This window comes from Mesorhizobium sp. WSM4904, from assembly GCF_029674545.1.
GTDB lineage: Bacteria > Pseudomonadota > Alphaproteobacteria > Rhizobiales > Rhizobiaceae > Mesorhizobium.
Window position 1 is genome coordinate 4,222,209 of the sequence record NZ_CP121354.1, and the last position, 22,695, is coordinate 4,244,903.

General features: G+C 63.6%; 24 protein-coding genes and 1 tRNA gene. 18 read left to right on the top strand and 7 right to left on the bottom strand.

What is annotated here, in order from left to right; all coding sequences use genetic code 11:
- Positions 1-6: 6 nt before the first annotated feature.
- From QAZ47_RS20210 to glpK, 6 genes are all read left to right on the top strand, one after another.
- Positions 7-1,074 (top strand): ABC transporter ATP-binding protein, encoded by a 1,068-nt coding sequence (locus QAZ47_RS20210; RefSeq protein ID WP_278202492.1) that lies wholly within the window; start codon positions 7-9, stop codon positions 1,072-1,074.
- Positions 1,075-1,941, top strand: a complete 867-nt coding sequence (locus QAZ47_RS20215; RefSeq protein ID WP_278202494.1) for a sugar ABC transporter permease — start codon at positions 1,075-1,077, stop codon at positions 1,939-1,941.
- A 1-nt stretch (position 1,942) separates the two neighbouring features.
- Entirely contained in the window at positions 1,943-2,851 is a 909-nt protein-coding gene (locus tag QAZ47_RS20220) for a carbohydrate ABC transporter permease (RefSeq protein ID WP_278230511.1), read from the top strand.
- A gap of 3 nt (positions 2,852-2,854) precedes the next feature.
- Positions 2,855-3,142 (top strand): DUF2160 domain-containing protein, encoded by a 288-nt coding sequence (locus tag QAZ47_RS20225; protein ID WP_278230512.1) that lies wholly within the window; start codon positions 2,855-2,857, stop codon positions 3,140-3,142.
- Between the two features lie 77 nt (positions 3,143-3,219).
- Positions 3,220-4,944, top strand: a complete 1,725-nt coding sequence (locus QAZ47_RS20230) for an ABC transporter substrate-binding protein (RefSeq protein ID WP_278230513.1) — start codon at positions 3,220-3,222, stop codon at positions 4,942-4,944.
- Between the two features lie 91 nt (positions 4,945-5,035).
- On the top strand, positions 5,036-6,529 hold the full coding sequence (gene glpK, locus QAZ47_RS20235) for a glycerol kinase GlpK (protein ID WP_278230514.1): 1,494 nt from the start codon (positions 5,036-5,038) through the stop codon (positions 6,527-6,529).
- 70 nt (positions 6,530-6,599) lie between these two features.
- Here the strand turns inward: glpK and QAZ47_RS20240 are convergent, their stop codons facing one another.
- Positions 6,600-7,049 (bottom strand): BA14K family protein, encoded by a 450-nt coding sequence (locus QAZ47_RS20240; RefSeq protein ID WP_278230515.1) that lies wholly within the window; start codon positions 7,047-7,049, stop codon positions 6,600-6,602.
- A gap of 346 nt (positions 7,050-7,395) precedes the next feature.
- Between QAZ47_RS20240 and QAZ47_RS20245 the strand changes: the two genes are divergently transcribed.
- From QAZ47_RS20245 to QAZ47_RS20260, 4 genes are all read left to right on the top strand, one after another.
- Positions 7,396-7,471, top strand: a tRNA-Lys gene (locus QAZ47_RS20245).
- Positions 7,472-8,073: 602 nt separating this feature from the next.
- On the top strand, positions 8,074-8,613 hold the full coding sequence (locus QAZ47_RS20250) for a J domain-containing protein (RefSeq protein ID WP_278074213.1): 540 nt from the start codon (positions 8,074-8,076) through the stop codon (positions 8,611-8,613).
- 77 nt (positions 8,614-8,690) lie between these two features.
- Positions 8,691-8,873: a hypothetical protein gene (locus QAZ47_RS20255; protein WP_278230516.1), complete on the top strand. Its 183-nt coding sequence runs from the start codon at positions 8,691-8,693 to the stop codon at positions 8,871-8,873.
- Positions 8,874-9,076: 203 nt separating this feature from the next.
- Positions 9,077-10,303, top strand: coding sequence for a hypothetical protein (locus QAZ47_RS20260; protein ID WP_278233831.1), 1,227 nt, complete (start codon positions 9,077-9,079; stop codon positions 10,301-10,303).
- Between the two features lie 108 nt (positions 10,304-10,411).
- On the opposite strand, the gene dprA is transcribed toward QAZ47_RS20260, so the two are convergent.
- The 4 genes from dprA to QAZ47_RS20280 are packed head-to-tail and all read right to left on the bottom strand — an operon-like array spanning position 10,412 to position 14,448.
- Positions 10,412-11,548, bottom strand: coding sequence for a DNA-processing protein DprA (gene dprA, locus QAZ47_RS20265; RefSeq protein ID WP_278230517.1), 1,137 nt, complete (start codon positions 11,546-11,548; stop codon positions 10,412-10,414).
- Positions 11,545-12,126 carry a glycerol-3-phosphate 1-O-acyltransferase PlsY gene (gene plsY / locus QAZ47_RS20270; protein ID WP_278230518.1) on the bottom strand — a complete coding sequence of 194 codons (582 nt, stop codon included), beginning with the start codon at positions 12,124-12,126 and terminating at the stop codon, positions 11,545-11,547. Before plsY ends, dprA begins: the two co-directional genes overlap by 4 nt.
- A gap of 58 nt (positions 12,127-12,184) precedes the next feature.
- The gene (locus QAZ47_RS20275) at positions 12,185-13,471 is read right to left on the bottom strand and encodes a dihydroorotase (protein ID WP_278230519.1); all 1,287 of its coding nucleotides are present in this window, start codon (positions 13,469-13,471) and stop codon (positions 12,185-12,187) included.
- Complete coding sequence (locus QAZ47_RS20280) at positions 13,468-14,448, bottom strand: aspartate carbamoyltransferase catalytic subunit (protein WP_278230520.1); 981 nt, start codon at positions 14,446-14,448, stop codon at positions 13,468-13,470. The genes QAZ47_RS20275 and QAZ47_RS20280 overlap by 4 nt, the downstream gene beginning before the upstream one ends.
- 183 nt (positions 14,449-14,631) lie before the next feature.
- Between QAZ47_RS20280 and QAZ47_RS20285 the strand changes: the two genes are divergently transcribed.
- The 3 genes from QAZ47_RS20285 (at position 14,632) to QAZ47_RS20295 (ending at position 17,318) form a co-directional block, all read left to right on the top strand.
- Positions 14,632-16,260, top strand: a complete 1,629-nt coding sequence (locus QAZ47_RS20285) for a DNA alkylation response protein (RefSeq protein ID WP_278202515.1) — start codon at positions 14,632-14,634, stop codon at positions 16,258-16,260.
- 153 nt (positions 16,261-16,413) lie between these two features.
- Entirely contained in the window at positions 16,414-16,977 is a 564-nt protein-coding gene (locus QAZ47_RS20290; RefSeq protein WP_278233832.1) for a hypothetical protein, read from the top strand.
- On the top strand, positions 16,977-17,318 hold the full coding sequence (locus QAZ47_RS20295; RefSeq protein ID WP_278202517.1) for a DUF6105 family protein: 342 nt from the start codon (positions 16,977-16,979) through the stop codon (positions 17,316-17,318). The genes QAZ47_RS20290 and QAZ47_RS20295 overlap by 1 nt, the downstream gene beginning before the upstream one ends.
- Here QAZ47_RS20295 and ruvX read toward each other — a convergent pair.
- Complete coding sequence (gene ruvX, locus QAZ47_RS20300) at positions 17,260-17,742, bottom strand: Holliday junction resolvase RuvX (RefSeq protein ID WP_278202518.1); 483 nt, start codon at positions 17,740-17,742, stop codon at positions 17,260-17,262. The genes QAZ47_RS20295 and ruvX overlap by 59 nt on opposite strands.
- A 107-nt stretch (positions 17,743-17,849) precedes the next feature.
- On the opposite strand from ruvX, the gene QAZ47_RS20305 reads away from it, so the two are divergent.
- The 5 genes from QAZ47_RS20305 to QAZ47_RS20325 all read left to right on the top strand — a co-directional run bounded on the left by QAZ47_RS20305 (position 17,850) and on the right by QAZ47_RS20325 (position 21,833).
- Positions 17,850-18,557 carry a metal-dependent hydrolase gene (locus QAZ47_RS20305; RefSeq protein ID WP_278202519.1) on the top strand — a complete coding sequence of 236 codons (708 nt, stop codon included), beginning with the start codon at positions 17,850-17,852 and terminating at the stop codon, positions 18,555-18,557.
- Positions 18,558-18,687: 130 nt separating this feature from the next.
- Entirely contained in the window at positions 18,688-18,975 is a 288-nt protein-coding gene (gene gatC / locus QAZ47_RS20310) for an Asp-tRNA(Asn)/Glu-tRNA(Gln) amidotransferase subunit GatC (protein WP_006202114.1), read from the top strand.
- Positions 18,976-18,981: 6 nt separating this feature from the next.
- A complete protein-coding gene (locus QAZ47_RS20315) occupies positions 18,982-19,440 on the top strand; it encodes a GNAT family N-acetyltransferase (RefSeq protein WP_278202520.1) in 459 nt (152 codons plus the stop codon).
- Entirely contained in the window at positions 19,440-21,005 is a 1,566-nt protein-coding gene (locus tag QAZ47_RS20320; protein ID WP_278202521.1) for an amidase family protein, read from the top strand. The genes QAZ47_RS20315 and QAZ47_RS20320 overlap by 1 nt, the downstream gene beginning before the upstream one ends.
- A 30-nt stretch (positions 21,006-21,035) precedes the next feature.
- On the top strand, positions 21,036-21,833 hold the full coding sequence (locus tag QAZ47_RS20325) for a YdcF family protein (protein ID WP_278202522.1): 798 nt from the start codon (positions 21,036-21,038) through the stop codon (positions 21,831-21,833).
- Here QAZ47_RS20325 and QAZ47_RS20330 read toward each other — a convergent pair.
- Positions 21,782-22,525, bottom strand: a complete 744-nt coding sequence (locus QAZ47_RS20330) for a DUF599 domain-containing protein (RefSeq protein WP_278202523.1) — start codon at positions 22,523-22,525, stop codon at positions 21,782-21,784. The genes QAZ47_RS20325 and QAZ47_RS20330 overlap by 52 nt on opposite strands.
- Between the last annotated feature and the right edge of the window lie 170 nt (positions 22,526-22,695).

Below are 22,695 nucleotides of genomic sequence, written 5' to 3' on the forward strand. Positions count from 1 at the left end.
GAAGCGATGGCGCGCATCGAGGTCAACCATATCCGCCACTCCTACCTGCCCAATCCGAAGAAAGATTCGGATTTCGCGCTGAAGGAGGTGCACCACACCTTCGAGGACGGCGGCGCCTACGCGCTGCTCGGGCCCTCGGGCTGCGGGAAGACCACCTTGCTCAACATCATTTCGGGGCTGCTTCATCCCTCGCACGGCCAGCTTTTGTTCAACGGCAGGGACGTGACCCGTCTGTCGACGCAGGAGCGCAACATCGCCCAGGTGTTCCAGTTCCCGGTCATCTACGACACCATGACCGTCTACGACAATCTGGCCTTCCCATTGCGCAACCGCCGCGTGCCGGAGGCCGATGTCGACCGCAAGGTGCGCGAGACGCTCGACATGATCGATCTCGCTTCGATGGCGAACCGGAAGGCGCGCAAGCTGACCGCCGACCAGAAGCAGAAGATCTCGCTTGGCCGCGGACTGGTGCGCTCGGACGTCAACGCCATCCTGTTCGACGAGCCGCTCACCGTCATCGACCCGCATATGAAATGGGTGCTGCGCTCGCAGCTCAAGCAACTGCACCGCCGCTTCGGCTACACCATGGTCTATGTCACGCACGACCAGACCGAAGCGCTCACCTTCGCCGACCGCGTCGTGGTCATGTATGACGGCGAGATCGTGCAGATCGGCACGCCGGCCGAACTGTTCGAGCGGCCGCGCCACACCTTCGTCGGCTATTTCATCGGTTCGCCGGGGATGAATGTTCTGCCGGTTGCGATCGAGGGCAAGACGGCGATGCTCGGCGCGCAGCGCATCGAGCTGCCGGGCGTTCCCAAGGCCGAAGCCGGCCCCGTCGAGCTCGGCATCCGTCCGGAATATGTGCGGCTCGGCCGTGAAGGCATGGCGGTGTCGGTCAGCAAGGTCGAGGATGTCGGCCGCCACAAGGTGGTGCGCGCCAGTCTCGAGGGCAAGGAGATCGCCGCCGTCATCGGCGAGGACGACGAGGTGCCGGCCGAACCAAAAGTTCGCTTCGAGCCTGCCGGCATCAACATCTACGCCGATTCCTGGCGCGTCGAGATGGGGGCATAGATGGACAAGACCTGGAACAACAAGGCCTGGTTCCTTGTCCTGCCGGTGCTGGTGCTGGTAGCGTTCTCGGCCGTCATCCCGCTGATGACCGTCGTCAACTATTCGGTGCAGGACACGTTCGGCAACAACGTCTTCTTCTGGGCCGGCACCGAGTGGTTCGAAGAGCTGCTGCATTCCAACCGCTTCTGGGAAGCGATGGTGCGCAACCTGATCTTCTCCTTCATCATCCTGGCGATCGAAGTGCCGCTCGGCGTCTTCATCGCGCTCAACATGCCAAAGAAGGGCTGGGGCGTGCCGGTCTGCCTGGTGCTGATGGCGTTGCCGCTGCTCATTCCGTGGAACGTCGTCGGCACGATCTGGCAGGTCTTCGGCCGCAACGACATCGGCCTGCTCGGCTACTACGTCAACAGGCTCGGCATCAATTACAACTATGTGCAGAATCCGATCGACGCCTGGGTCACGGTCATCGTCATGGATGTCTGGCACTGGACGAGCCTGGTCGTGCTGCTCTGCTATGCCGGCCTGGTCTCGATCCCCGACGCCTTCTACCAGGCGGCCAAGATCGACGGCGCGTCGCGCTGGGCGGTGTTCCGCTACATCCAGCTGCCGAAGATGCAGCGCGTGCTGCTGATCGCCGTGCTGTTGCGCTTCATGGACAGTTTCATGATCTACACCGAGCCCTTCGTCGTCACCGGTGGCGGTCCGGGCAATTCGACGACCTTCCTGTCGATCGATCTGGTCAAGACGGCGCTCGGACAGTTCGATCTCGGTCCGGCGGCCGCCATGTCGCTGGTCTACTTCCTGATCATCCTGTTGTTGTCATGGGTGTTCTACACCGTGATGACCAACTACGACGCGGAGCGCTGAGATGGCGAGTGCCAACGAGACGACACGCGTGAGCGAAACGGTGATCACCGAAGTAGGCAGCACGCTGTCGCAGGACGAGGTGGCGAAGCTCATGCGCCGTCGCGGCGAGGAGTCGCGCTGGTGGTGGATCGTGCCGACGATCTACATCGTCCTGCTTCTGCTGCCGATCTACTGGCTCATCAACATGAGCTTCAAGACCAACCAGGAGATCGTGTCCTCGCTGACGCTCTTTCCGCACGAGCCGACGCTGCGCAACTACAACATCATCTTCACCGATCCGTCCTGGTATTCCGGCTACATCAATTCGATCACCTATGTGGTGATGAACATGGTGATCTCGGTGGCGGTCGCATTGCCCGCGGCCTACGCCTTCTCGCGCTACCGTTTCCTCGGCGACAAGCACCTGTTCTTCTGGCTGCTCACCAACCGCATGGCGCCGCCGGCGGTGTTCGCGCTGCCGTTCTTCCAGCTCTACTCGGCCTTCGGCCTGATCGACACGCATATAGCGGTGGCGCTGGCGCACTGCCTGTTCAACGTGCCGTTGGCGGTGTGGATCCTCGAGGGCTTCATGTCCGGCGTGCCGAAGGAGATCGACGAGACCGCCTATATCGACGGCTATTCCTTCCCGCGCTTCTTCGTGAAGATCTTCATGCCGCTGATCGCGAGCGGCATCGGCGTCGCCTGCTTCTTCTGCTTCATGTTCTCGTGGGTGGAACTCTTGATCGCCCGCACGCTGACGACGACCGACGCCAAGCCGATCGCCGCCACCATGACCCGCACCGTCTCGGCCGCGGGCATGGACTGGGGCCTGCTCGCCGCCGCCGGCGTGCTGACGCTGATCCCCGGCGCTTTGGTCATCTGGTTCGTCCGCAACTATATCGCCAAGGGCTTCGCCCTGGGGAGGGTGTGATCCATGAATCTCGACTTCTCCTGGATGGCATGGACCTGGCCGACGGCCGCCTTCTTCGTCGTCATCGTGCTGATGCTCTTCGGCATGGGCGTGTGGGAATATGTCACGCCCGGCGGCAATCCGCGCGTCGGCGTGCTGCGCTTCGAGACGACGCGCGGCGACCGCCTCTTCGTTTCGCTGCTCGGCAGCGCCTTTATCCATCTCGCTTGGCTGGGTCTGGTTGGGCCCAACCTGTGGTGGGCTCTCGCTCTCTCCGTGGTCTACGCGATTGGCGTATTCCGATACGTATAGAGGGGGAAATAGTTGGAGCGGCCGCGTGCTGGCGGCCGCTCCAGATCGCACTTGAAACTTAAGACTGGAGGAGACACATGCGACGGCAATTTCTAACATCAACGAGCGCCCTTGTTCTATTGCTCGGCGCGGGCCACGCCTACGCCGGAATGGACGAGGCAAAAGCCTTTCTGGACAAAGAGATAGGCCCCTTGTCGACGCTTTCGCGCGCCGACCAGGAAAAGGAAATGCAGTGGTTCATCGACGCAGCCAAGCCGTTTGCCGGCATGGAGATCAAGGTCGTGTCGGAAACCATCGCCACGCATTCCTATGAATCGCAGGTGCTGGCGCCGGCCTTCTCCGCCATCACCGGCATCAAGGTCACGCACGACACCATCCAGGAAGGCGATGTCGTCGAGAAGATCCAGACCCAGATGCAGACCGGCCAGAATCTCTATGACGGCTGGGTCAACGACTCCGACCTGATCGGCACGCACTGGCGCTATCAGCAGGTGCGCAATCTCTCCGACTGGATGGCGGGCGACGGCAAGGACGTCACCGACCCGATGCTCGACGTCGACGACTTCATCGGCAAGTCGTTCACCACCGCGCCGGACGGCAAGCTCTACCAGCTTCCCGACCAGCAGTTCGCCAACCTCTACTGGTTCCGCTACGACTGGTTCAACGACGAGAAGAACAAGGCGGACTTCAAGGCCAAGTACGGCTACGACCTCGGCGTTCCGGTCAACTGGTCGGCCTATGAGGATATTGCCGCCTTCTTCACCGGCCGCGAGATCGACGGCAAGAAGGTCTTCGGCCATATGGACTACGGCAAGAAGGACCCGTCGCTGGGCTGGCGCTTCACCGACGCTTGGCTGTCCATGGCCGGCAATGGCGACAAGGGCATTCCGAACGGCAAGCCGGTCGACGAGTGGGGCATCAAGGTCGACGAGAACTCGCGTCCCGTCGGCTCCTGCGTCGCCCGCGGCGGCGACACCAACGGCCCGGCTTCGGTCTACGCCATCCAGAAATATCTCGACTGGCTGAAGGCCTATGCGCCGCCGGAAGCGCAGGGCATGACCTTCTCTGAATCCGGTCCGGTGCCCTCGCAGGGCACGATCGCGCAGCAGATCTTCTGGTACACCGCCTTCACCGCCGACATGGCCAAGCCCGGCCTGCCGGTGGTGAACGAGGACGGCACGCCGAAATGGCGTGTCGCGCCGTCGCCGCACGGCGTCTACTGGAAGGACGGCATGAAGCTCGGCTATCAGGACGCGGGTTCCTGGACGCTGATGAAGTCGACGCCGACCGACCGCGCCAAGGCCGCCTGGCTCTATGCGCAGTTCGTGGTGTCGAAGACGGTCGACGTGAAGAAGAGCCATGTCGGCCTCACCTTCATCCGCGACTCCACCATCCACGACAAGAGCTTCACCGAACGGGCGCCGAAACTCGGCGGCCTCGTCGAGTTCTACCGCTCGCCGGCACGCGTGCAGTGGACCCCGACCGGCACCAATGTTCCGGATTATCCGAAGCTGGCGCAGCTTTGGTGGCAGAACATCGGCGATGCTTCTTCCGGCGCCAAGAGTCCGCAGGAAGCGATGGACTCGCTCTGCGCCGACCAGGAGAAGGTGCTCGAACGTCTCGAAAAGGCGGGCGTGCAGGGCGACATCGGCCCAAAGATGGCCGAGGAGCACGACCTCGACTACTGGAACAAGGACGCCGTCTCGAAGGGCAATCTTGCGCCGCAGCTCAAGGTCGAGAACGAGAAGGACAAGCCGATCACCGTCAACTACGACGAGCTGGTGAAGAGCTGGCAGAAGTAACGGCATGACGTGGGCGGGCTCGCCCATTAGGAAATGCAGGGGAGGCGGCTTTGCCGTCTCCCCTGTTGCATGAGAAGCGGAGGGATATGGAATGAGCGGTTTTGTGCTGGCCATCGATCAGGGGACGACCTCGACCAGGGCGATCGTGTTCGACGAAAAGATGAAGGTGGCAGGCCTCGGCCAGCAGGAATTCACGCAGCATTATCCGGCTTCCGGCTGGGTCGAGCATGACCCGGAAGACATCTGGGCAAGCGTGGTCGCGACGGTGAAGGCGGCGATGAAAGCGGCCGGCCGTACGGCATCCGATGTGGCGGTGATCGGCATCACCAACCAGCGGGAAACGGTCGTCATCTGGGACAAGGCGAGCGGCAAGCCGATCCACAATGCGATCGTGTGGCAGGACCGTCGCACTGCACCGCTCTGCCAGAAGCTCCGTAGCCAAGGGCTGGAGAAGACATTCACGAAAAAGACCGGGCTGCTGCTCGATCCCTATTTTTCCGGCACCAAGATCGCCTGGATGCTGGACAAGGTGAAGGGCGCAAGGAAGCGCGCCGAGAAGGGCGAATTGCTCGCAGGCACCATCGACAGTTTTCTCGTCTGGCGGCTGACCGGCGGCAAGGTGCACGCCACCGACGCCACCAACGCCTCGCGCACGCTGATCTACAACATCGAGAAGAACGCCTGGGACGACGAGCTGCTGGCCATCCTGAAAATACCGGCAGCGATCCTGCCGCAGGTGAAGGACTGTGCCGACGATTTCGGCGTCACCGAGAAAGGCCTCTTCGGCGCCGAGATGAAGATCCTCGGCGTCGCCGGCGACCAGCATGCGGCGACCATCGGCCAGGCCTGCTTCGAGCCCGGCATGATGAAGTCCACCTACGGCACCGGCTGTTTCGCGCTGCTCAACACCGGCGCCGATCTGGTGCGCTCCAAGAACCGGCTCTTGACCACCATCGCCTATCGGCTGAACGGCAAGACCACTTACGCGCTGGAGGGCTCGATCTTCATCGCGGGTGCGGCCGTGCAATGGCTGCGCGACGGCATCAAGGTGATCGGCAAGGCCGAGCAGAGCGGCACTCTGGCGGCGGCGGCCGACCCGGCGCAGCAGGTCTATCTGGTGCCGGCCTTCGTCGGCCTCGGCGCGCCGCACTGGGACGCGGACGCGCGCGGCGCCATTTTCGGACTGACCCGCAATTCGGGTCCTGCGGAATTTGCCCGGGCCGCGTTGGAGTCCGTCGCCTTCCAGACGCGCGACCTGCTCGACGCCATGCGCAAGGACTGGAGAGGCGCTTCCGCCAAGACCGTGCTTCGGGTCGACGGCGGCATGGTGGCGTCCGACTGGACCATGCAGCGGCTGGCCGACATCCTCGACGCGCCGGTCGACCGCCCGACGATCCTGGAGACGACCGCGCTGGGCGCCGCCTGGCTTGCCGGATCGAAAGCCGGCGTGTGGCCGAAGGCGAGGGAGTTCGCCAAGACCTGGGCGCTCGATCGCCGTTTCAAGCCCGACATGGACGCCGCCAGCCGCTCGGCGAAGCTGGCGGGCTGGCGCGATGCGGTGAGGCGCACGCTGAGCACGCACTGACCCATCAAGAAGAGCCCGCGCCTTGCGATGCGGGCTCGGTCAACGACTCCGGTGTACTGACTGAGGCCCGTCAGTAGGGCGAGCGGCACTCGCGCCTGCCGTAGCTGGACAGGTATGTATTGTCCGACGCGCGATAGCTTCTGTAGTGGTCATAGCACCACTGTACATGCGCATCCGCATAGCGGTTCTGGCTGTTGACGATCGCGCCGGTGATCAGCGCGCCGGTAGCGAATGCGGCAAGCGGGAACCAGAAATCGCCGTGACGGCGATAGCCGCGATGATATTCGCGGTAGCCGCGATGGCCGTTCCAGTACACGGCGCCATTGCGCTCATACATGCCGCTTTGGGAGCGATTGAAACTACGGCGCTTTCTCCAGTCCCGGTACTGTACCGTCTGGACATTCGAGAGGTCTTGGCCTTGCGGCACATAATTCGGTTGGGCATTGACCGGCACGACCTCCGCCGCGGCGAACGAAACCGATAGCGCGGTTGCCAGCAGACCCGATGAAATCTTGTTCATGGTCTTCTCCTCGATGGTGGTTGTCGTCCCTTGCGGAGGCAACGGTCGGGCGGTGCGATAGTTCCGCCAAACGCCTGGTCGCGTTCAGCGAGCACGCCCGATGCGCGCAGTCGATCTGAGCGTAAGACATGCGTGAAAACAATAACTTAAGCGCATATCGCGATTCCGCTCAACACGAAGCGCACGACCCGAAGCGTCTCCCCTTCGGTCTTGCGTGGAACAGGGTTCGGACGGACCCTGATGTCGCGAAAAAGCAAGACTTGCGGGCGATCTTTTTCCGGTTGACCGGCCGATGTACTCTCCCTATGTTCCGCGCAATTTCGAGGGCGGCGTTTCCAGCCCACGGGAGCGCGTAGCTCAGCCGGTAGAGCAACTGACTTTTAATCAGTAGGTCATGGGTTCGAATCCCATCGCGCTCACCAAGATTTTACCAAGAAATTCAATGGTTTGTCAGAGATCGCGCGGGTTTGGCGGCGCCGCTGCCTAGTGTCCCCAGGCACTCGATTTCGCCGTCGCATTTTTTGCTTCCCCCCAGGGTATTGGCCGCTGCCCCAACGGAATAAGGGGCTATATCTGTCGTTTATTCGGACCAATGCCGTTGGAAGGATGGACCTCAGCCGATTGTGGGCCTGCCGGCAACTCAGGCATTTTGCAGCGCGCTGGCTGATAACCCCAAGCCCCCCGCCCATCAGTCGGCGTACAGCCCGGCTTGCGAACCTCAATCCACCCCAAAGCAAGCCGGGCTTTTGATCTAGCATCCATGCCGAACCGAGGCGCGCCGCATGATCACTTACATCCTCGTAGCGTGGCTCCTCCTCCAGCCCACCAGCATCGTCGCCGGCAAGTCGATCGCCTTCGGCAGCCGGTGATGGCCGACGGATGTACCCCAGCTCCCGCCCATGGCTGAAGATGAATGTGCCGGGCCGGCAGACGCGGGGAAGGCGGCTTGCGTGGGCAGAACGGTTGCGCGATGCTGTCGTCGGGGTGTGGTGTTCGCAATGCCGATTCTGTGGAAAGCACCACTATGTTCATCGACTATTACGAACTTCTGGAAATCAGCCCGAACGCGAATTCGGAAACGATTGAACGGATATTTCGTTATTTTGCCATGCGCTATCATCCCGACAATCGGGAAACCGGCGATGAATCACGCTTCAGCGAAATCGTCGAAGCCCACAATACGCTCAAGGATCCGGTCAAGCGCGCCCAATACGATGTCCAGTATAAAGACCGTCTAAGCCTTCACCGTGAACTGACTGAGGAGGCCAGCGACACCAAGGGGATTGAGCGGGACGCTGTCATTCAGGCAAAACTGCTGTCGCTTCTCTACGTAAAACGCCGACAGGACGTCAACAATCCCGGCATTGGCGATGAAGAGCTCGAACGCTTGTCGGGCTGCCCGCGAGAACATCTGGAGTTTCATCTCTGGTATCTGAAAGCAAAGGGCTGGATAGCCAGGATCGAGAACGGCATGTTCGCGATCACCGTGGAAGGCATCGATCGCGCCAATTCCGAACATCGCCGCGAAACCGTCGCGACCAGGCTGCTGGATCATCCACATTGAAGGGCACTGCCGGGGCTCCTCGATCTGCGCAAGCTGGGTTGCGGACAGGCTCAAGGGCGTCCAAGGGGAGGGCGAAATTGTCCGAGAAAAAGGTGATCGCAGTCAAGGACTGGAGCTGCGCCATGAGCGATGAGCTTGGTCGTGTGGCCTTGACGGTCAACCCCGCCGACGGCGAGCCGATCCTGGTTTTGATGACGATCTTTCAGGCGGCGAAGATGGGGCGTGAGCTGCAGGCGCCGAAACGCACACAGCTACGCTGACGCAGTGAAGCGTAGAGTCTCAGGATCGGAGCCTGTCGGAGAAAGGGCTTGGACAAGTGGCGTTACGACGCTCGTTCTGGACAGTGGCGCAAGCGTGTAGCGCGAGGCCACCGGTAGCGCCTTTCTCGCAATGCGGTGATATGGGCGCTGACCCTAACAGCAATTTTGGTCTTTTCCGTTCTGATAGCGATGAAGGCTTGGAGGTGATCGGCAAGCGCAGAAGGAGCCCAACCTTGTCGCCAAACCGGGTGATGGCTAAAGTCGGCTTTCCCGAGGGAGGCTCCAAGATGGCACTTGACCTTTCGGTAGATGCTTCAGCCGCCAAAGTGGCGACGCCTGGCAAATATCTCTTCGGCCCCGTCGCCGACTTCCTCATGCTCGGAGGCAGCGCGTTTCTGATCCTGCCAATCCTGTTCCTGGTGCCGCTCGAATACGAAGGCCTGGTCGCCGCAACGATGGTCGTCGTGGCCTATCTTGTGAACTATCCCCACTTCGCTCACTCGTACCAGATTTTCTACCGCAATTTCGGGCGCAAGGTGAGCGGGAACGGCTACGACAGGAGCCTGCAGCTTCGCTACATTTTCGCGGGCATCGTCGTTCCCGTGATCATGGGCGCATTCTTTGCCTATGGCGCGGCGACGGCGAACACGCGTTTGCTCGGCTATGCGGCCAATGCGATGTTCTTCTTCGTGGGCTGGCATTACGTCAAGCAAGGCTACGGCATGCTGATGGTGGACGCCGTGCTCAAGCGCAAGTTCTTCGACAACCGCGACAAAAAGGTGCTGCTGGTCAACAGCTATGCCGTGTGGATCCTGGCGTGGCTGCAGACGAACACTGCAGTCACCCAAGGGAACTACTACGGCCTGCAATATTACACATTCGCCGCTCCTTCATGGATCGCCAACGTCGCTCTTTTGGCGGCCGTCGCGTCCACGGCGGCCACGATTCTGATGCTGGTCAACCGCTGGCGAAAAAACGGCCGCACGCTGCCGTATAACGGCATCGTGGCCTATGCCGCGTCGCTCTATCTGTGGATCCTGATTGCCAGAATTAACCCGCTCTGGCTGCTGGTGGTGCCGGCGCTCCATTCGCTGCAATATCTGACCGTGGTCTGGCGTTACCAGACCAATGTCGAGCGCGACGTCGCGGATGCCGCAAGAAATCCGGAACCGAAGATACTCTCCCTTGTCGGGCCGCTCTACAGGCTGCGGGTGCTGGGGTTTATCGTCGGGGGCGGGGCGCTGGGATATCTCGGTTTTTGGCTGATCCCATTCGCGCTGACTGCGTTGATCCCCTACGACCAGCAAGTCCTCGGCTCCTCGCTGTTCTTCTTCATCGTCCTGATCTTCATCAACGTGCACCACTATTTCCTGGACAATGTGATGTGGCGCCGCGGCAATCCGGAAGTATCCAAGTATCTGTTCCGCTAGAGCAGTTCATCGTTTCATGAAAACGCTGAACTGCTCTAGCTATTTGTCTTTACGCAATTCCGGACGGAAAACCGTTACACACTTTTCCTGGAATTGCTCTGGAGCGATTCAGGAACGTCCGAAAACCAGCGAGACGTTTCCGCCGGCATGGCGCTCGAGCCGGCCGGCAAGGTCGAGCTCCAGCAGCACCATGGCGATCTGCGCCGCACTGAGCCCCGTGTGGCGGATGATCTCGTCCACCCCGACCGGCGTGGGCCCGAGCGCTTCCAGCACGTCGGCGCGGTCGTTCTCGCCGGGCGGCGGCATTGCCGACAGGTCGGGCGCCTCGGCGAGCGGGGCCGGCCGGGATACGCGAACTCCGGCAAGAGGCGCCAGCGCGCCGAGAATGTCGGCAGCCTCGGTGACGAGCGTGGCGCCGTCCTTGAGCAGGGCATTGCTGCCGGCGGCGCGCGGGTCGAGCGGCGAGCCCGGCACGGCGAAAACCAGCCGGCCCATCTCGTTGGCGAGGCGGGCGCTGATCAGCGAGCCGGAGCGCTGTGCCGCCTCGACCACGACCAGTCCGAGCGCCATGCCGGCGACGATGCGATTGCGGCGCGGAAAATCCTGCGCGCGCGGCTGCCAGCCGAACGGCATTTCCGAAACGATGGCACCGCCGCGCTCGGTTATGTCTTCGCACAGGCCGGCATTTTCGGGCGGGTAGGGCACATCGAGCCCGCCGGCGAGCACGCCGACGGTGCCGGTCGAGAGACTGCCCTGATGCGCTGCAGTGTCGATGCCGCGCGCCAAGCCCGACACGATGGCGTAACCGTCGCGGCCGAGATCCGCCGCCAGCATGCGCGCCATCTTGATGCCGGCGAGCGAGGCGTTGCGGGCGCCGACGATCGCCACCGCCGGCAGACGGAACACCGCGCCTTCGCCCTTCATCGCCAGGAGCGGCGGCGGGTTGTCCATGGTCTTCAGCATGGACGGGTAGTCGGCCTCGCCGATGCCGACGAAGCGAGCGCCGGCGCGCCGGGCCGCTTCCAGCTCCGCTTCGGCTTCAGTGGCCGTCGGAATGCGGACGATGCGGTTAGCACCGCCCGAAATCATCAGCTCTGGCAGCATTTCGAGCGCGGCCTCGGCCGAGCCGAAGCGGTTGATCAATTCACGAAAAGATGCGGGGCCGACATTCGGCGTGCGGATCAGGCGAAGCCAGCTCAGCCGCTGCCGGTCGCTGAGGCGCGGGCCAGCGGCGGGCGCGCTCATCCCTTCGCCCCGATCTTGCCCTCGGTGCCGGCGACGAGCCGCGATATGTTGGCGCGATGCTTGATGAAGACGATCAGGCTCATCACCGCGAACAGGCCGGCAATCTGGGGCGTGCTGATGAAGTAAAGCGCGATCGGCACCACCACGGCCGCCGCCAGCGCGGCCAGGGAGGAGTAGCGGAACAGGAAGGCCATGGCGAGCCAGACGACGGCGAAGACGAGCATGCCCTGCCAGGCAAGACCGAGCAGCACACCGAGATAGGTGGCGACGCCCTTGCCGCCCTTGAAGCCGAGCCAGACCGGAAAGAGATGCCCGAGGAAGGCGCCGAAACCGGCCGCGAGCGCCAGCTCCGGCGCGAAGCGGCCGGCAATGAGCACCGCCGCGGTGCCCTTCAGCGCGTCAAGCAGCAGCGTGGCGGCGGCAAGGCCCTTGTTGCCGGTGCGCAGCACATTGGTCGCGCCGATATTGCCGGAGCCGATCCGGCGCACGTCGCCGAGACCGGCCGCGCGGGTGATCAAGAGCCCAAACGGGATCGAGCCGAGCAGGTAGCCGAAGATCAGTGCGAGCCCGTAACCCATTGTTCCCCCGCTTATTTCTGTCAGTCGAACCGTGCTTCCGGCGCTGTCGACCGAACGCTCAGGCCGAAAACACTGTGCGGCCCGCCACCATGGTTTGCAAGACCTTGCCCTGCAGACGCGCGCTCTCGAAGCAGGTGTTCTTGGAGCGCGAGCGCAGGCCGCCTTCACTGACGATCCAGGGCTCGTCGAGATCGACGACGGCGAGATCGGCCGCAGCACCCGGCTTCAGCGTCCCGCCGGGCAGGCCGAACAGCTTTGCGGGTGCGGTCGAAAGCGTCTCGACCAGCCGCAGCAGCGGCACGTCGCCATTGTGGTAGAGCCGAAGTGCCGCGCCAAGCAGCGTCTCGAGCCCGATCGCGCCGGCGGCGGCATCGGCAAAGGGCAGGCGCTTGGTGTCGACATCCTGCGGATCATGCGAGGAGACGATGATGTCGATGGTGCCGTCCTTGATCGCCTCGATCATCGCCAGGCGATCGTCCTCGGCGCGCAATGGCGGAGTCAGTCGGAAGAAGGTGCGGTATTCGCCGACGTCGTTCTCGTTGAGCGACAGATTGTGGATGGCGACGCCGGCCGTGACATTGGCGCCGTCCGCCTTTGCCCGGCGCACGGCTCCAGCCGCCATCGCCGTCGAGATCTTGGCGGCGTGATAGGCGCCGCCCGTCAGCCGCGCCAGAGCCAGGTCGCGCTCCAGCGGGATCAGCTCTGCCTCGCGCGGAATGCCGGAAAGGCCGAGCCAGCTCGCATAGAGGCCTTCGTTCATCACGCCGGACGAGGCGAGGTCGGCATCCTGCGTCTCATGCGCGATCACGCCGCCGAAATCACGCGCATAGGTCAGCGCCCGGCGCATCACCAGCGCGCTGGGGATCGTGTGGCGGCCGTCGGTGAAGGCGACGGCGCCGGCTTCGCGCAGCAGGCCGAATTCGGTCATCTCGCGGCCTTCCAGACCCTTGGTGATCGCTGCTGCCGGGAAGATGTTGACGCTTGCCGTATCCCTTGCCGTGCGCAGCACGAACTCGACCAGCGCCACATTGTCGATCACCGGGTTGGTGTCGGGCATCATGACAACCGAGGTGACGCCACCGGCGGCCGCCGCGATACTTGCCGAGGCAATCGTCTCGCGATGCTCGCCGCCGGGTTCGCCGATGAAGACGCGCGCATCGACAAGGCCAGGAATGATCGTCCTGCCGGCGCAGTCGATGACAACGGCGCCTTCGGGCGCGCCCTGGTTCAGCGCCGCCTTGCCGGCGGCCGCGATCTTGCGGCCATCGACGACGACGGTGCCGATCTCATCGACGCCGCGCGAGGGATCGACGATATGCGCCTTGCTGAAGACCGTCACGCTCATGCGCCGCGCCCCTCATGGTTGCGGCTCTCATAGTTGCGGCGGGGATCGAGCAGCGCTTCCATCACCGCCATGCGAACGGCGACACCCATCTCGACCTGTTCCTGGATGACGCTCTGCGGTCCGTCGGCGATCTCCGAGGCGATCTCGACGCCTCTGTTCATCGGTCCTGGATGCATGACCAGCGCATCCTCCTTGGCCGCCTTCAACTTCTCGGCGTCGAGGCCGAAATAACGGAAATATTCGCGGATCGAAGGCACGAAGGCGCCTTCCATGCGCTCGCGCTGCAGGCGCAGCATCATCACCACGTCGGCGCCCTTCAGCCCTTCGGCCATCGAGCGCGACACGATCACGCCCATCCGCTCGATGCCCGCCGGCAGCAGCGTCGAGGGCGCGACGACCCGCACCTGCGCGCCGAGCGCGTTCAAGAGCATGATGTTGGAACGGGCGACGCGGGAATGGAGGATGTCGCCGCAAATCGCCACGATCAGCTTCGACAGCGGTCCCTTGGCGCGGCGGATCGTCAGCGCGTCGAGCAGCGCCTGCGTCGGATGTTCATGCGCGCCATCGCCGGCATTGACCACCGAGCAGCCGACTTTTTGCGCCAGAAGTGCTGCAGCACCCGCCGACTGATGCCGAATGATCAGGATGTCGGGCCGCATGGCGTTGAGCGTCATCGCCGTATCGATCAGTGTCTCGCCCTTCTTCACCGAAGAGCTCGCCACTGACATGTTCATGACGTCGGCGCCAAGCCTTTTTCCCGCGAGCTCGAAGGACGACTGCGTGCGGGTCGAGGCCTCGTAGAAGAGGTTGATCTGGGTGCGGCCGCGCAGGGTCGAGGTCTTCTTTTCCGGTTGTCGCGAGATCGCCACGGCCTGGTCGGCGCGATCGAGCAGCAGCTCGATATCAGCGGGAGAAAGATCGCGGATGCCCAGAAGATGGCGGTGAGGAAAAAGCGGCAGGGACGAAGCGTCGGTCATCTCAAGGCGCTGCTATAGGGTGCGGCCCGGCCAGCCGCAAGCGCCAGCTTTGGATTGCGGGCGTTCTCCCCGGTATTTTCGTCGCGCGCCTTGCATTGCTTGGGCTATAAGGCCCAGTGGCTTCGGATTCGCGACCGCGGCCTTGAGATGGTAAGGACCTCTCTGCCAACTGAAGGATTGGGCGTGACCGACGAGGTGATCAACCAGCCGCCGCCATTGACGGGCGGCAATGCATGGCGGGGCGATCCGTTGCTCATCCAGCTTGCCGAGCGTTTTTCCGATCCGGTGCGCAAGGACCTCGACGCTCTCGGCCGGTTCGTCATGACGCAGGAGGCGCAGGAGCTTGCACGCCTCGCCAACACCGACACGCCGAAACTCAAGACGCATGACCGCCAGGGCCGGCGCATCGATCTGGTCGAATTCCATCCGGCCTATCACGCTTTGATGCGCCGTTCCATCGCCGGCGGCCTGCATTCCTCGGTCTGGGAAAACGGCGATGCCGAGATAGGGCGCCGGCACCAGGTGAGGGCGGCGCGCTTCTACCTGACCGCGGAGCTCGAAACCGGGCATCTTTGCCCCATCACCATGACCAGCGCTTCGCTGGCGGCGCTGATGGCAAGCCCAAAACTGTTCCGCGAGTGGGCGCCGCGCGTGACGACGCGCAAATACGACCAGAGCCAGAAGCCGCCGGTGCAAAAGACCGGACTGACGCTCGGCATGGGCATGACCGAGAAGCAGGGCGGCACCGACGTGCGGGCCAACATCACAAAAGCCGAGCGCGCGGGAAACGGCTTCTATCGGCTCACCGGCCATAAATGGTTCATGTCGGCGCCGATGTCCGACGCCTTCCTGGCGCTTGCCCAGGCACCGGAAGGCCTGTCCTGCTTCCTCGTTCCACGCATTCTGGGCGATGGTTCCGGCAATGGTTTTCGCTTCCAGCGCCTGAAGGACAAGCTCGGCAACCGCTCTAACGCCTCGTCGGAAGTGGAATTCGTCAACGCTATCGGCGAGATGGTCGGAGAACCGGGCGCCGGCATAAAGACGATCATGGACATGGTCACGCTGACCCGGCTCGATTGTGCGGTCGCGTCTTCTGCGGTCATGCGGGCAGGGCTGGCGGAAGCCGTTCACCACACCCGCCATCGCCAAGTGTTCGGCACCAATCTGATCGACCAGCCGCTGATGCAGCGGGTGCTGGCCGACATGGCGCTCGACGTCGCCGCCGCGACGGCGCTGTCGTTTCGGCTGGCGCGCTCCTTCGACGAGGCCGCGAGCGATCGCGGCGAGGCGGCTTTTGCCCGCGCCATGACGCCGGTCGTCAAATACTGGGTCTGCAAGATCGCGCCGGCGCTGCTTTACGAGGCGATGGAGTGCCTGGGCGGCAACGGCTATGTCGAGGAAGCGCCGCTCGCCCGCTACTATCGCGAGGCCCCGGTCAACGCGATCTGGGAAGGGTCCGGCAATGTCATGGCGCTCGACGTGCTGCGCGTGCTCGGGCGCGCGCCCGGCCTGTTCGAGGAAGTGCTGGCCGGCATCGATCGCGATCTCGGCACAGGCGGCCGCGGCACCATAGGCGTGCTCAAGGCGGCAATGCAGGTGGCTTCGACCGACCAGGGCTCGGCGCGCCTGCTCACCGAGCAGCTCGCGCTGTCGGCCGCAGCTGCGGAATTGCGCCGGCTGGGAGCAGGGCGGATTGCCGACGCCTTCGTCGAGACGCGGCTCGGCGGCCAATGGCGCACCACCTACGGCATGCTCGATTCGCGCCATGACGCGCGCATGATCATCGACACGCTCTATCCGCCGCTGACCTGAACAAGCCCGAAACGCGGTCCCATCCGGGCTGTGGATAGCCATTAACCTTAACAAATAGTTTCCGTTGCCGGGAGCCTTTGCAAAGCCCACTCTGTCCACCGGAGTAGGGAAATGTTAACCATGAACTCCCGTGCTCCGCCAGGCAGGAAGCGCATGCGGCACGTCTTGACATCATTTCTGGCATTGCACTGGGCGGTCGTTTTCGCCCTGCTGGCCTACATCTGCGTGGATGGTGACCGCGGCATCGCGTCGGCGCTCGGCGTGCTTGGCGTGTCGGTGCAAAGCAGCCGTTTCCCGGGGCTCGAACACGCCGTCGTCGTGGCGCCGCTTTCGATCGCGCTGCTGATCGTCGCGCTGCTGTTCTGCTGGGCTTTTGTCGAGACGCTGCTCAACATTGCGGCGAGGCCGGATACCGGCGATGCGGTGGTGCGGATCGCCTTCATCGGCGCCTCTTTCCTGCTTTCGATCATCCTCGTCGGCGGCGCCGCGCAAGGCATCAACGGCCTGTTCATGGTGGTCGCCATCCAGATGACGGCGCTGCTTGCCTCCTATGTCGCGGTGCTCGCGGAGCGACGCTCGACGCTTGCAGCCGCCATCGCCTCGCATGACAGCGACGCCCGCCTGGCCGCCCATCGCATGGCAGCCGGCGCCGCGCACAGCTCCCTGCTTTCCCGCATCTCCGCACGACCGGAAACCAGACCCGGAGGCCGCCGCTGATGCGCGCGCTGTTCGCATTCTGGGCGGCTCCGCTGGTCCTGTTCTGGGGCTGGTTCTTCCTGTCGCTCAACGACATCAATTTCGGCTATGTGATGCTCAGCCGCCAATTGCATGACCTGGTCTTCCAACTCTACGGCCAGATGCTGGGCATCGATCCGGCGATCATCCCGGGCATGGTCGCGCGGGCCTGCGTGTTCGACAGTTTCCTGCTGGCCGGACTGGTGGCTTTTCGGCGTCGGCGCCAGATCTTCGAATGGATCAGGCAGCGCCGTGAAGGCCCGGTCAGTCCTGAGAGGCTCGGCGGAGCGACTGAAGCCGGTCCAACGCTCCCTGCAGAATAAAGGCCGCCGCGGCCGAATCGATCTTGCCGGCGCGCTTCTTGCGCGAAAAATCCATCTCGATCAGCGTCCGCTCCGCGGCGACTGTCGAAAGCCGTTCGTCCCACAACACAAAGGGCAGGTCGGACAGGGGCGCCATGTTGCGCGCGAAAGCGCGGGACTTTTGCGCGCGCGGCCCTTCCGATCCGTCCATGTTGACGGGAAGGCCGAGCACGATCGCCCCGACATTGTCCTTCTCGAGCTGGGCCAGCAACTGGGCGGCATCGATCGAGAACTTCTTGCGCAGGATGACCGGGCGCGGATGGGCAAAGGACAGGCCGCGGTCCGACACCGCCAGGCCGATCGTCTTGTCGCCGAGATCGAGGCCGGCGAGCGTGCGGCCGCCCACGAGCCTTGCCGGCAATTCCTCGATGCCGATGATGCTCAACAGCCCTCCATGATCTTTCGCTGCGCGGCTTTTTGACAGGCCGCTGGACTTTCAATTTGCCGCCGGCGTTCTATCCTTTGATAACGGGAAAATCGAGGAACGCATTCATGAAACTCACCTGGTATGGCCATTCGGCATTCCGCATCGAGACAAAGGACGCCACCATCCTCATCGACCCCTATCTGGTCGGCAATCCTTCGTGGACGGGCGGCTGGGAAGGCCCGGCGGAAGGTGTGACGCATGTTCTCCTTACCCATGGCCACAACGACCATGTCAGCGGTTCGATCGAGGTGCTGAACAAGAGTGGCGCCATGCTGGTCGCCAATTTCGAGGTCTGCATGTATCTCGTCGGCCAGGGCGTCAGCGACAAGAAGATCAACCCCGGCAATATCGGCGGCACCGTCGATTGCGGTCCCTTCACCACCACCTTCGTCCAGGCGCTGCACTCCTCCTCCTTCGGCGGGCAGGGCGGCACCAACACCTATCTCGGCAATCCGGGCGGGCTGGTGCTGCATTTCCCGGAGGAGAAGACCCTCTACCACATGGGCGACACCGACATCTTCTCCGACATGGGGCTGATCAACGAGTTGCATGAGCCGAAGATCGGCATCGTGCCCATAGGCGACCGCTTCACCATGGGCGGCGCCGTGGCGGCCCTTGCCTGCCGCCGCTTTTTCAGCTTCGACACGGTCGTCCCCTGCCATTTCGGCACGTTCCCGATCATCGACCAGACCGCCGACAAATTCGTGGCCGGCATGGAAGGATCCGGCGTCAAGGTGGCGCTGCCGGAGAAAGGCAAAGCGATCACGATCTAGACGCTTCGCCCTGTTGCGCTGCCTTTGGCGGCGCCCGAAGCATCCGTATGCGGTCCGCCCGGCATGATCGATGTTGCGCCGCAAGCGTCGCGCCGCTATAGCCCGCACTGGTTTTCCCGAGGCAACAAACATGTCCGTTGATCTTCAGACCGTTAAGCGCGTCGCGCACCTTGCCCGCATTGCGGTGAGCGAGGAGGATGCCGAACGCATGACCGGCGAACTGAACGCCATCCTCGGCTTCGTCGAGCAACTGAACGAGGTCGATGTCTCCGGCGTCGAGCCGATGACCTCGGTCACCCCGATGGAGATGAAGAAGCGCCAGGACGTCGTCACCGACGGCAGCAAGGCGACCGACATCGTCGCCAACGCGCCGGCCACGGACGAGAATTTCTTCCTCGTTCCCAAGGTCGTGGAGTAGGGCACGATGGCCATCGAGATCGCCGTCGAGACGCCCTTGCAGGACGATGTGCGCGCGCTGGTGGCGGAACTCAATGCGACGTTGCTCGAACTGACGCCGCCGGAACATTGCTACCACCTGAGCGTCGAGCAGATGGCCGGCGAAGATACGACCGTGTTCATCGCCCGCGACGGCGGCCTTGCCGTCGCCTGCGGCGCGCTGAAGCGCCACGGCGACGCGACCGGCGAGGTCAAGCGCATGTATACGCGGCCATCGCATCGCGGCCAGAAGATCGGCGCGCAAATCGTCCAACAGGTCGAGGCGCTGGCACGGCAGGAAGGGCTGAAGCGCCTGGTTCTCGAAACCGGCGACCGCCACCCTGCCGCCTGGACCGTCTATGAACGTGCCGGTTTTTCGCGTTGCGGCCCGGTGCTGGATTATCCCGACTCCATGTGGTCGGTGTTTTACGAAAAGAGCCTTGCCTGATGAGCGACCTCACACATCTCACCATTTCCGAGGCCCGCGCCAAGCTGCGCGGCAAGGAGATTTCGGCTACCGAGATCACGGAAGCCTATCTTTCGGCGATCGACCGCGCCAATCCACTGCTCAATGCCTATATCGCGGTAACCGCCGACAAGGCGCGCGACATGGCCAAGGCGTCCGACGCCAAGCTGGCTCGGGGCGAGGGCGGGGCGCTCGAAGGCATTCCGCTCGGCATCAAGGACCTGTTCGCTACCGAAGGCATCCACACCCAGGCCTGCAGCCATGTGCTGGACGGCTTCAAGCCGCGCTATGAATCGACCGTCACGGCCAATCTCTGGGCCGACGGCGCCGTCATGCTCGGCAAGCTCAACATGGACGAGTTCGCCATGGGCTCCTCCAACGAAACCTCCTATTACGGCCCGGTGATCAACCCGTGGCGGCGCGCGCGCCTCGACACGGTGGTGATGCCGACGACGCATCAGGGCGACGGCGGCTTCGTCTCGGCCGGAGGCGCGAAGACCCAGCGCACTCTGGACAACGCCCAGCTGGTTCCGGGTGGCTCCTCCGGCGGATCGGCCTCGGCCGTCGCAGCCTTCCTCTGCGCCGGCGCCACCGCGACCGACACCGGCGGCTCGATCCGCCAGCCGGCGGCGTTTACGGGCACGGTCGGCATCAAGCCGACCTATGGCCGCTGCTCGCGCTGGGGCGTGGTCGCCTTCGCTTCGTCGCTCGACCAGGCCGGGCCGATCGCCCGCGACGTGCGCGACGCCGCGATCCTGTTGAAGTCGATGGCTTCTTCCGATCCGAAGGACACGACGTCGGTCGACCGGCCGGTGCCGGATTACGAAGCGGTGATCGGCAAGCCGATCAAGGGCATGAAGGTCGGCATCCCGAAGGAGTACCGCGTCGACGGCATGCCGGAAGACATCGAGGCGCTGTGGCAGAAGGGGATTGCCTGGCTGAAGGACGCCGGCGCCGAGATCGTCGACATCTCTTTGCCGCACACCAAATACGCGCTGCCGGCCTATTACATCGTGGCGCCCGCCGAGGCCTCTTCCAACCTGGCCCGCTATGACGGCGTGCGCTACGGGTTGCGCGTTCCCGGCAAGGACATTGTCGACATGTACGAGAAGACGCGCGCCGCCGGCTTCGGCCGCGAGGTCAAGCGCCGCATCATGATCGGCACCTATGTGCTGTCGGCCGGCTATTACGACGCCTACTACCTGCAGGCGCAGAAGGTGCGCACCCTGATCAAGCGCGACTTCGAGACCGTCTTTGCCGCCGGCGTCGACGTGATCCTGACGCCGGCGACGCCGTCCGCCGCTTTCGGTATTGCCGACGAGGACATGAATTCCGATCCGGTGAAAATGTATCTCAACGACATCTTCACCGTGACGGTGAACATGGCCGGATTGCCAGGCATCTCGGTGCCGGCTGGCCTCGACGGCAAGGGCCTGCCGCTCGGTCTGCAGCTCATCGGCCGGCCGTTCGATGAGGAAACGCTGTTCCAGACCGCGCATGTCATCGAACAGGCGGCGGGCAGGTTCCAGCCGGACAAGTGGTGGTAACGTTGTCCCTCATCTGAAACGGGGTGAGGGATGTTCTACTATCTTTCCAAGATCCTCTGGTTCTTCATCCAGCCGCTGAACCTGGCGATCTTCCTGCTGCTTGCAGGTTTGTTGGCGGCGCTCTTGGGCCGCCGTCGGCTGGCTGCCACCGGCAGCGTGCTCGCCTTCCTGATTCTCGCCCTTTCGGCCTGGACGTCGCTCGGCGCGATGATGCTCAATCCATTGGAAGAGCGCTTCCCCAAGCCGCCGCTGCCGGCCAGCGTCGACGGCATCGTCGTGCTCGGCGGCGGCTTCGAGGGCGCCATCAACCTCGCGCGCGGCGGGTACGAACTGAACAGCGGCGGCGACCGCATGGTCGAGACCGCGATCCTCGCCAGGCGCTTCCCGCAAGCGAAAGTGGTCGTCTCCGGCGGCAATGGCGAGCTTTTCCTCGATGGCGAGGGCGATGCCGATACCGCACCGCGCCTGCTTGGCGCGTTGGGTGTCGCGCCCGATCGCCTGGTTCTCGAGAACAAGTCGCGCAATACCTATGAGAATGCGGTCTTCACCCGCAGGCTGGTCGACCCGAAGCCGGGCGAGACATGGCTGCTGGTGACGTCCGCCTTCCACATGCCACGCGCCAAGGCTCTCTTCGACAAGGCAGGTTTTCCGACCGTTCCCTGGCCGGTCGACTACCGCACGTCAGGTCGCGAAGGCATCGGCCTCTACCGCGACAACCCGGCCGACGCGCTGCAGGCGACGACGGTGGCGATCCGTGAATGGATAGGACTTTTCGCCTATTGGCTGTCGGGTCGCATCGATCGGCCCTTCCCGGCGCCGGGCGGCTGACCGAGCACTGCTTGGCGCGCGGCCGAGAAGAACTGCCGGCGCACCAGCACAGCAAGCAGCACCAGCGTCGACAGCACGAATACGGTCGGACCGACGAACCAGCCGAGATAGCCGATCGAGAAAAAGACGGCGCGCAGGCCGGAATTGAAATGCTTGCCGGCAAGCACGTTCATGCGGGTGGCACGCCATACCGCCGTGTCACTGGCGGGATTGCGCGAGGCCTCGCCATGCGGAACCGGCACGGCGCCGATCAGGATCGAGCAGTAGTTGAACAGCCGGTAGGCCCAGCCGAACTTGAAGAAGGCGAAGGCAAGGATCAGCACCAGGCCGAACATCTTGGTCTGGAAGGCCTCGCGGGAGGATGCGGCGGCCAACGGCAGGTCGGCCATTATGGTTAGAACCCGGTCCGAGGCCCCTAGCAGGGCAAAGCAGCCGCCGAGCGCGATCAGCGAGCTGGACGCAAAGAAGGCGGTGCCTTGCTGCAGCCCGCTCATGATGGCGGTGTCGACGATGCGCACCTCGCGCTCGGCCATGTTGCGCATCCAGGCCTCGCGCTGGGCGTTCATCGCGGTCGTCAGCGACACGCGGCTGATCAGCTTGCCGTCCGAGGCCAGCGTGTGCAGCACCCAGACGACCAGGAAGAAAGCCAGCGCCGCCACATCGGCGGCGGAAAGATGAATGGAATCGCCCATGCATTCTTCTACCACAGGCCCGGCAGGCACTTCGACGGGCGGAGGCAAGCGCCGGAGGATGTCGCTGCCGGAGCAGACAAGGTCGGCAGACGCGGCGACGCGACACGCAAAACAGCGGAAACATCGCAGGAATTCCTATATGTAATTTTCAAGCGGCCCCAGGAGGCAAC

Coding starts and splice junctions, on each gene's coding strand:
- QAZ47_RS20210 (WP_278202492.1), top strand. CDS start 7: ATGGCGCGCATCGAGGTCAACCATATCCGCCACTCCTACCTGCCCAAT.
- QAZ47_RS20215 (WP_278202494.1), top strand. CDS start 1,075: ATGGACAAGACCTGGAACAACAAGGCCTGGTTCCTTGTCCTGCCGGTG.
- QAZ47_RS20220 (WP_278230511.1), top strand. CDS start 1,943: ATGGCGAGTGCCAACGAGACGACACGCGTGAGCGAAACGGTGATCACC.
- QAZ47_RS20225 (WP_278230512.1), top strand. CDS start 2,855: ATGAATCTCGACTTCTCCTGGATGGCATGGACCTGGCCGACGGCCGCC.
- QAZ47_RS20230 (WP_278230513.1), top strand. CDS start 3,220: ATGCGACGGCAATTTCTAACATCAACGAGCGCCCTTGTTCTATTGCTC.
- glpK (WP_278230514.1), top strand. CDS start 5,036: ATGAGCGGTTTTGTGCTGGCCATCGATCAGGGGACGACCTCGACCAGG.
- QAZ47_RS20240 (WP_278230515.1), bottom strand. CDS start 7,049: ATGAACAAGATTTCATCGGGTCTGCTGGCAACCGCGCTATCGGTTTCG.
- QAZ47_RS20250 (WP_278074213.1), top strand. CDS start 8,074: ATGTTCATCGACTATTACGAACTTCTGGAAATCAGCCCGAACGCGAAT.
- dprA (WP_278230517.1), bottom strand. CDS start 11,548: ATGAGCGCGCCCGCCGCTGGCCCGCGCCTCAGCGACCGGCAGCGGCTG.
- plsY (WP_278230518.1), bottom strand. CDS start 12,126: ATGGGTTACGGGCTCGCACTGATCTTCGGCTACCTGCTCGGCTCGATC.
- QAZ47_RS20275 (WP_278230519.1), bottom strand. CDS start 13,471: ATGAGCGTGACGGTCTTCAGCAAGGCGCATATCGTCGATCCCTCGCGC.
- QAZ47_RS20280 (WP_278230520.1), bottom strand. CDS start 14,448: ATGACCGACGCTTCGTCCCTGCCGCTTTTTCCTCACCGCCATCTTCTG.
- QAZ47_RS20290 (WP_278233832.1), top strand. CDS start 16,414: ATGCGGCACGTCTTGACATCATTTCTGGCATTGCACTGGGCGGTCGTT.
- QAZ47_RS20295 (WP_278202517.1), top strand. CDS start 16,977: ATGCGCGCGCTGTTCGCATTCTGGGCGGCTCCGCTGGTCCTGTTCTGG.
- QAZ47_RS20305 (WP_278202519.1), top strand. CDS start 17,850: ATGAAACTCACCTGGTATGGCCATTCGGCATTCCGCATCGAGACAAAG.
- gatC (WP_006202114.1), top strand. CDS start 18,688: ATGTCCGTTGATCTTCAGACCGTTAAGCGCGTCGCGCACCTTGCCCGC.
- QAZ47_RS20315 (WP_278202520.1), top strand. CDS start 18,982: ATGGCCATCGAGATCGCCGTCGAGACGCCCTTGCAGGACGATGTGCGC.
- QAZ47_RS20320 (WP_278202521.1), top strand. CDS start 19,440: ATGAGCGACCTCACACATCTCACCATTTCCGAGGCCCGCGCCAAGCTG.
- QAZ47_RS20325 (WP_278202522.1), top strand. CDS start 21,036: ATGTTCTACTATCTTTCCAAGATCCTCTGGTTCTTCATCCAGCCGCTG.
- QAZ47_RS20330 (WP_278202523.1), bottom strand. CDS start 22,525: ATGGGCGATTCCATTCATCTTTCCGCCGCCGATGTGGCGGCGCTGGCT.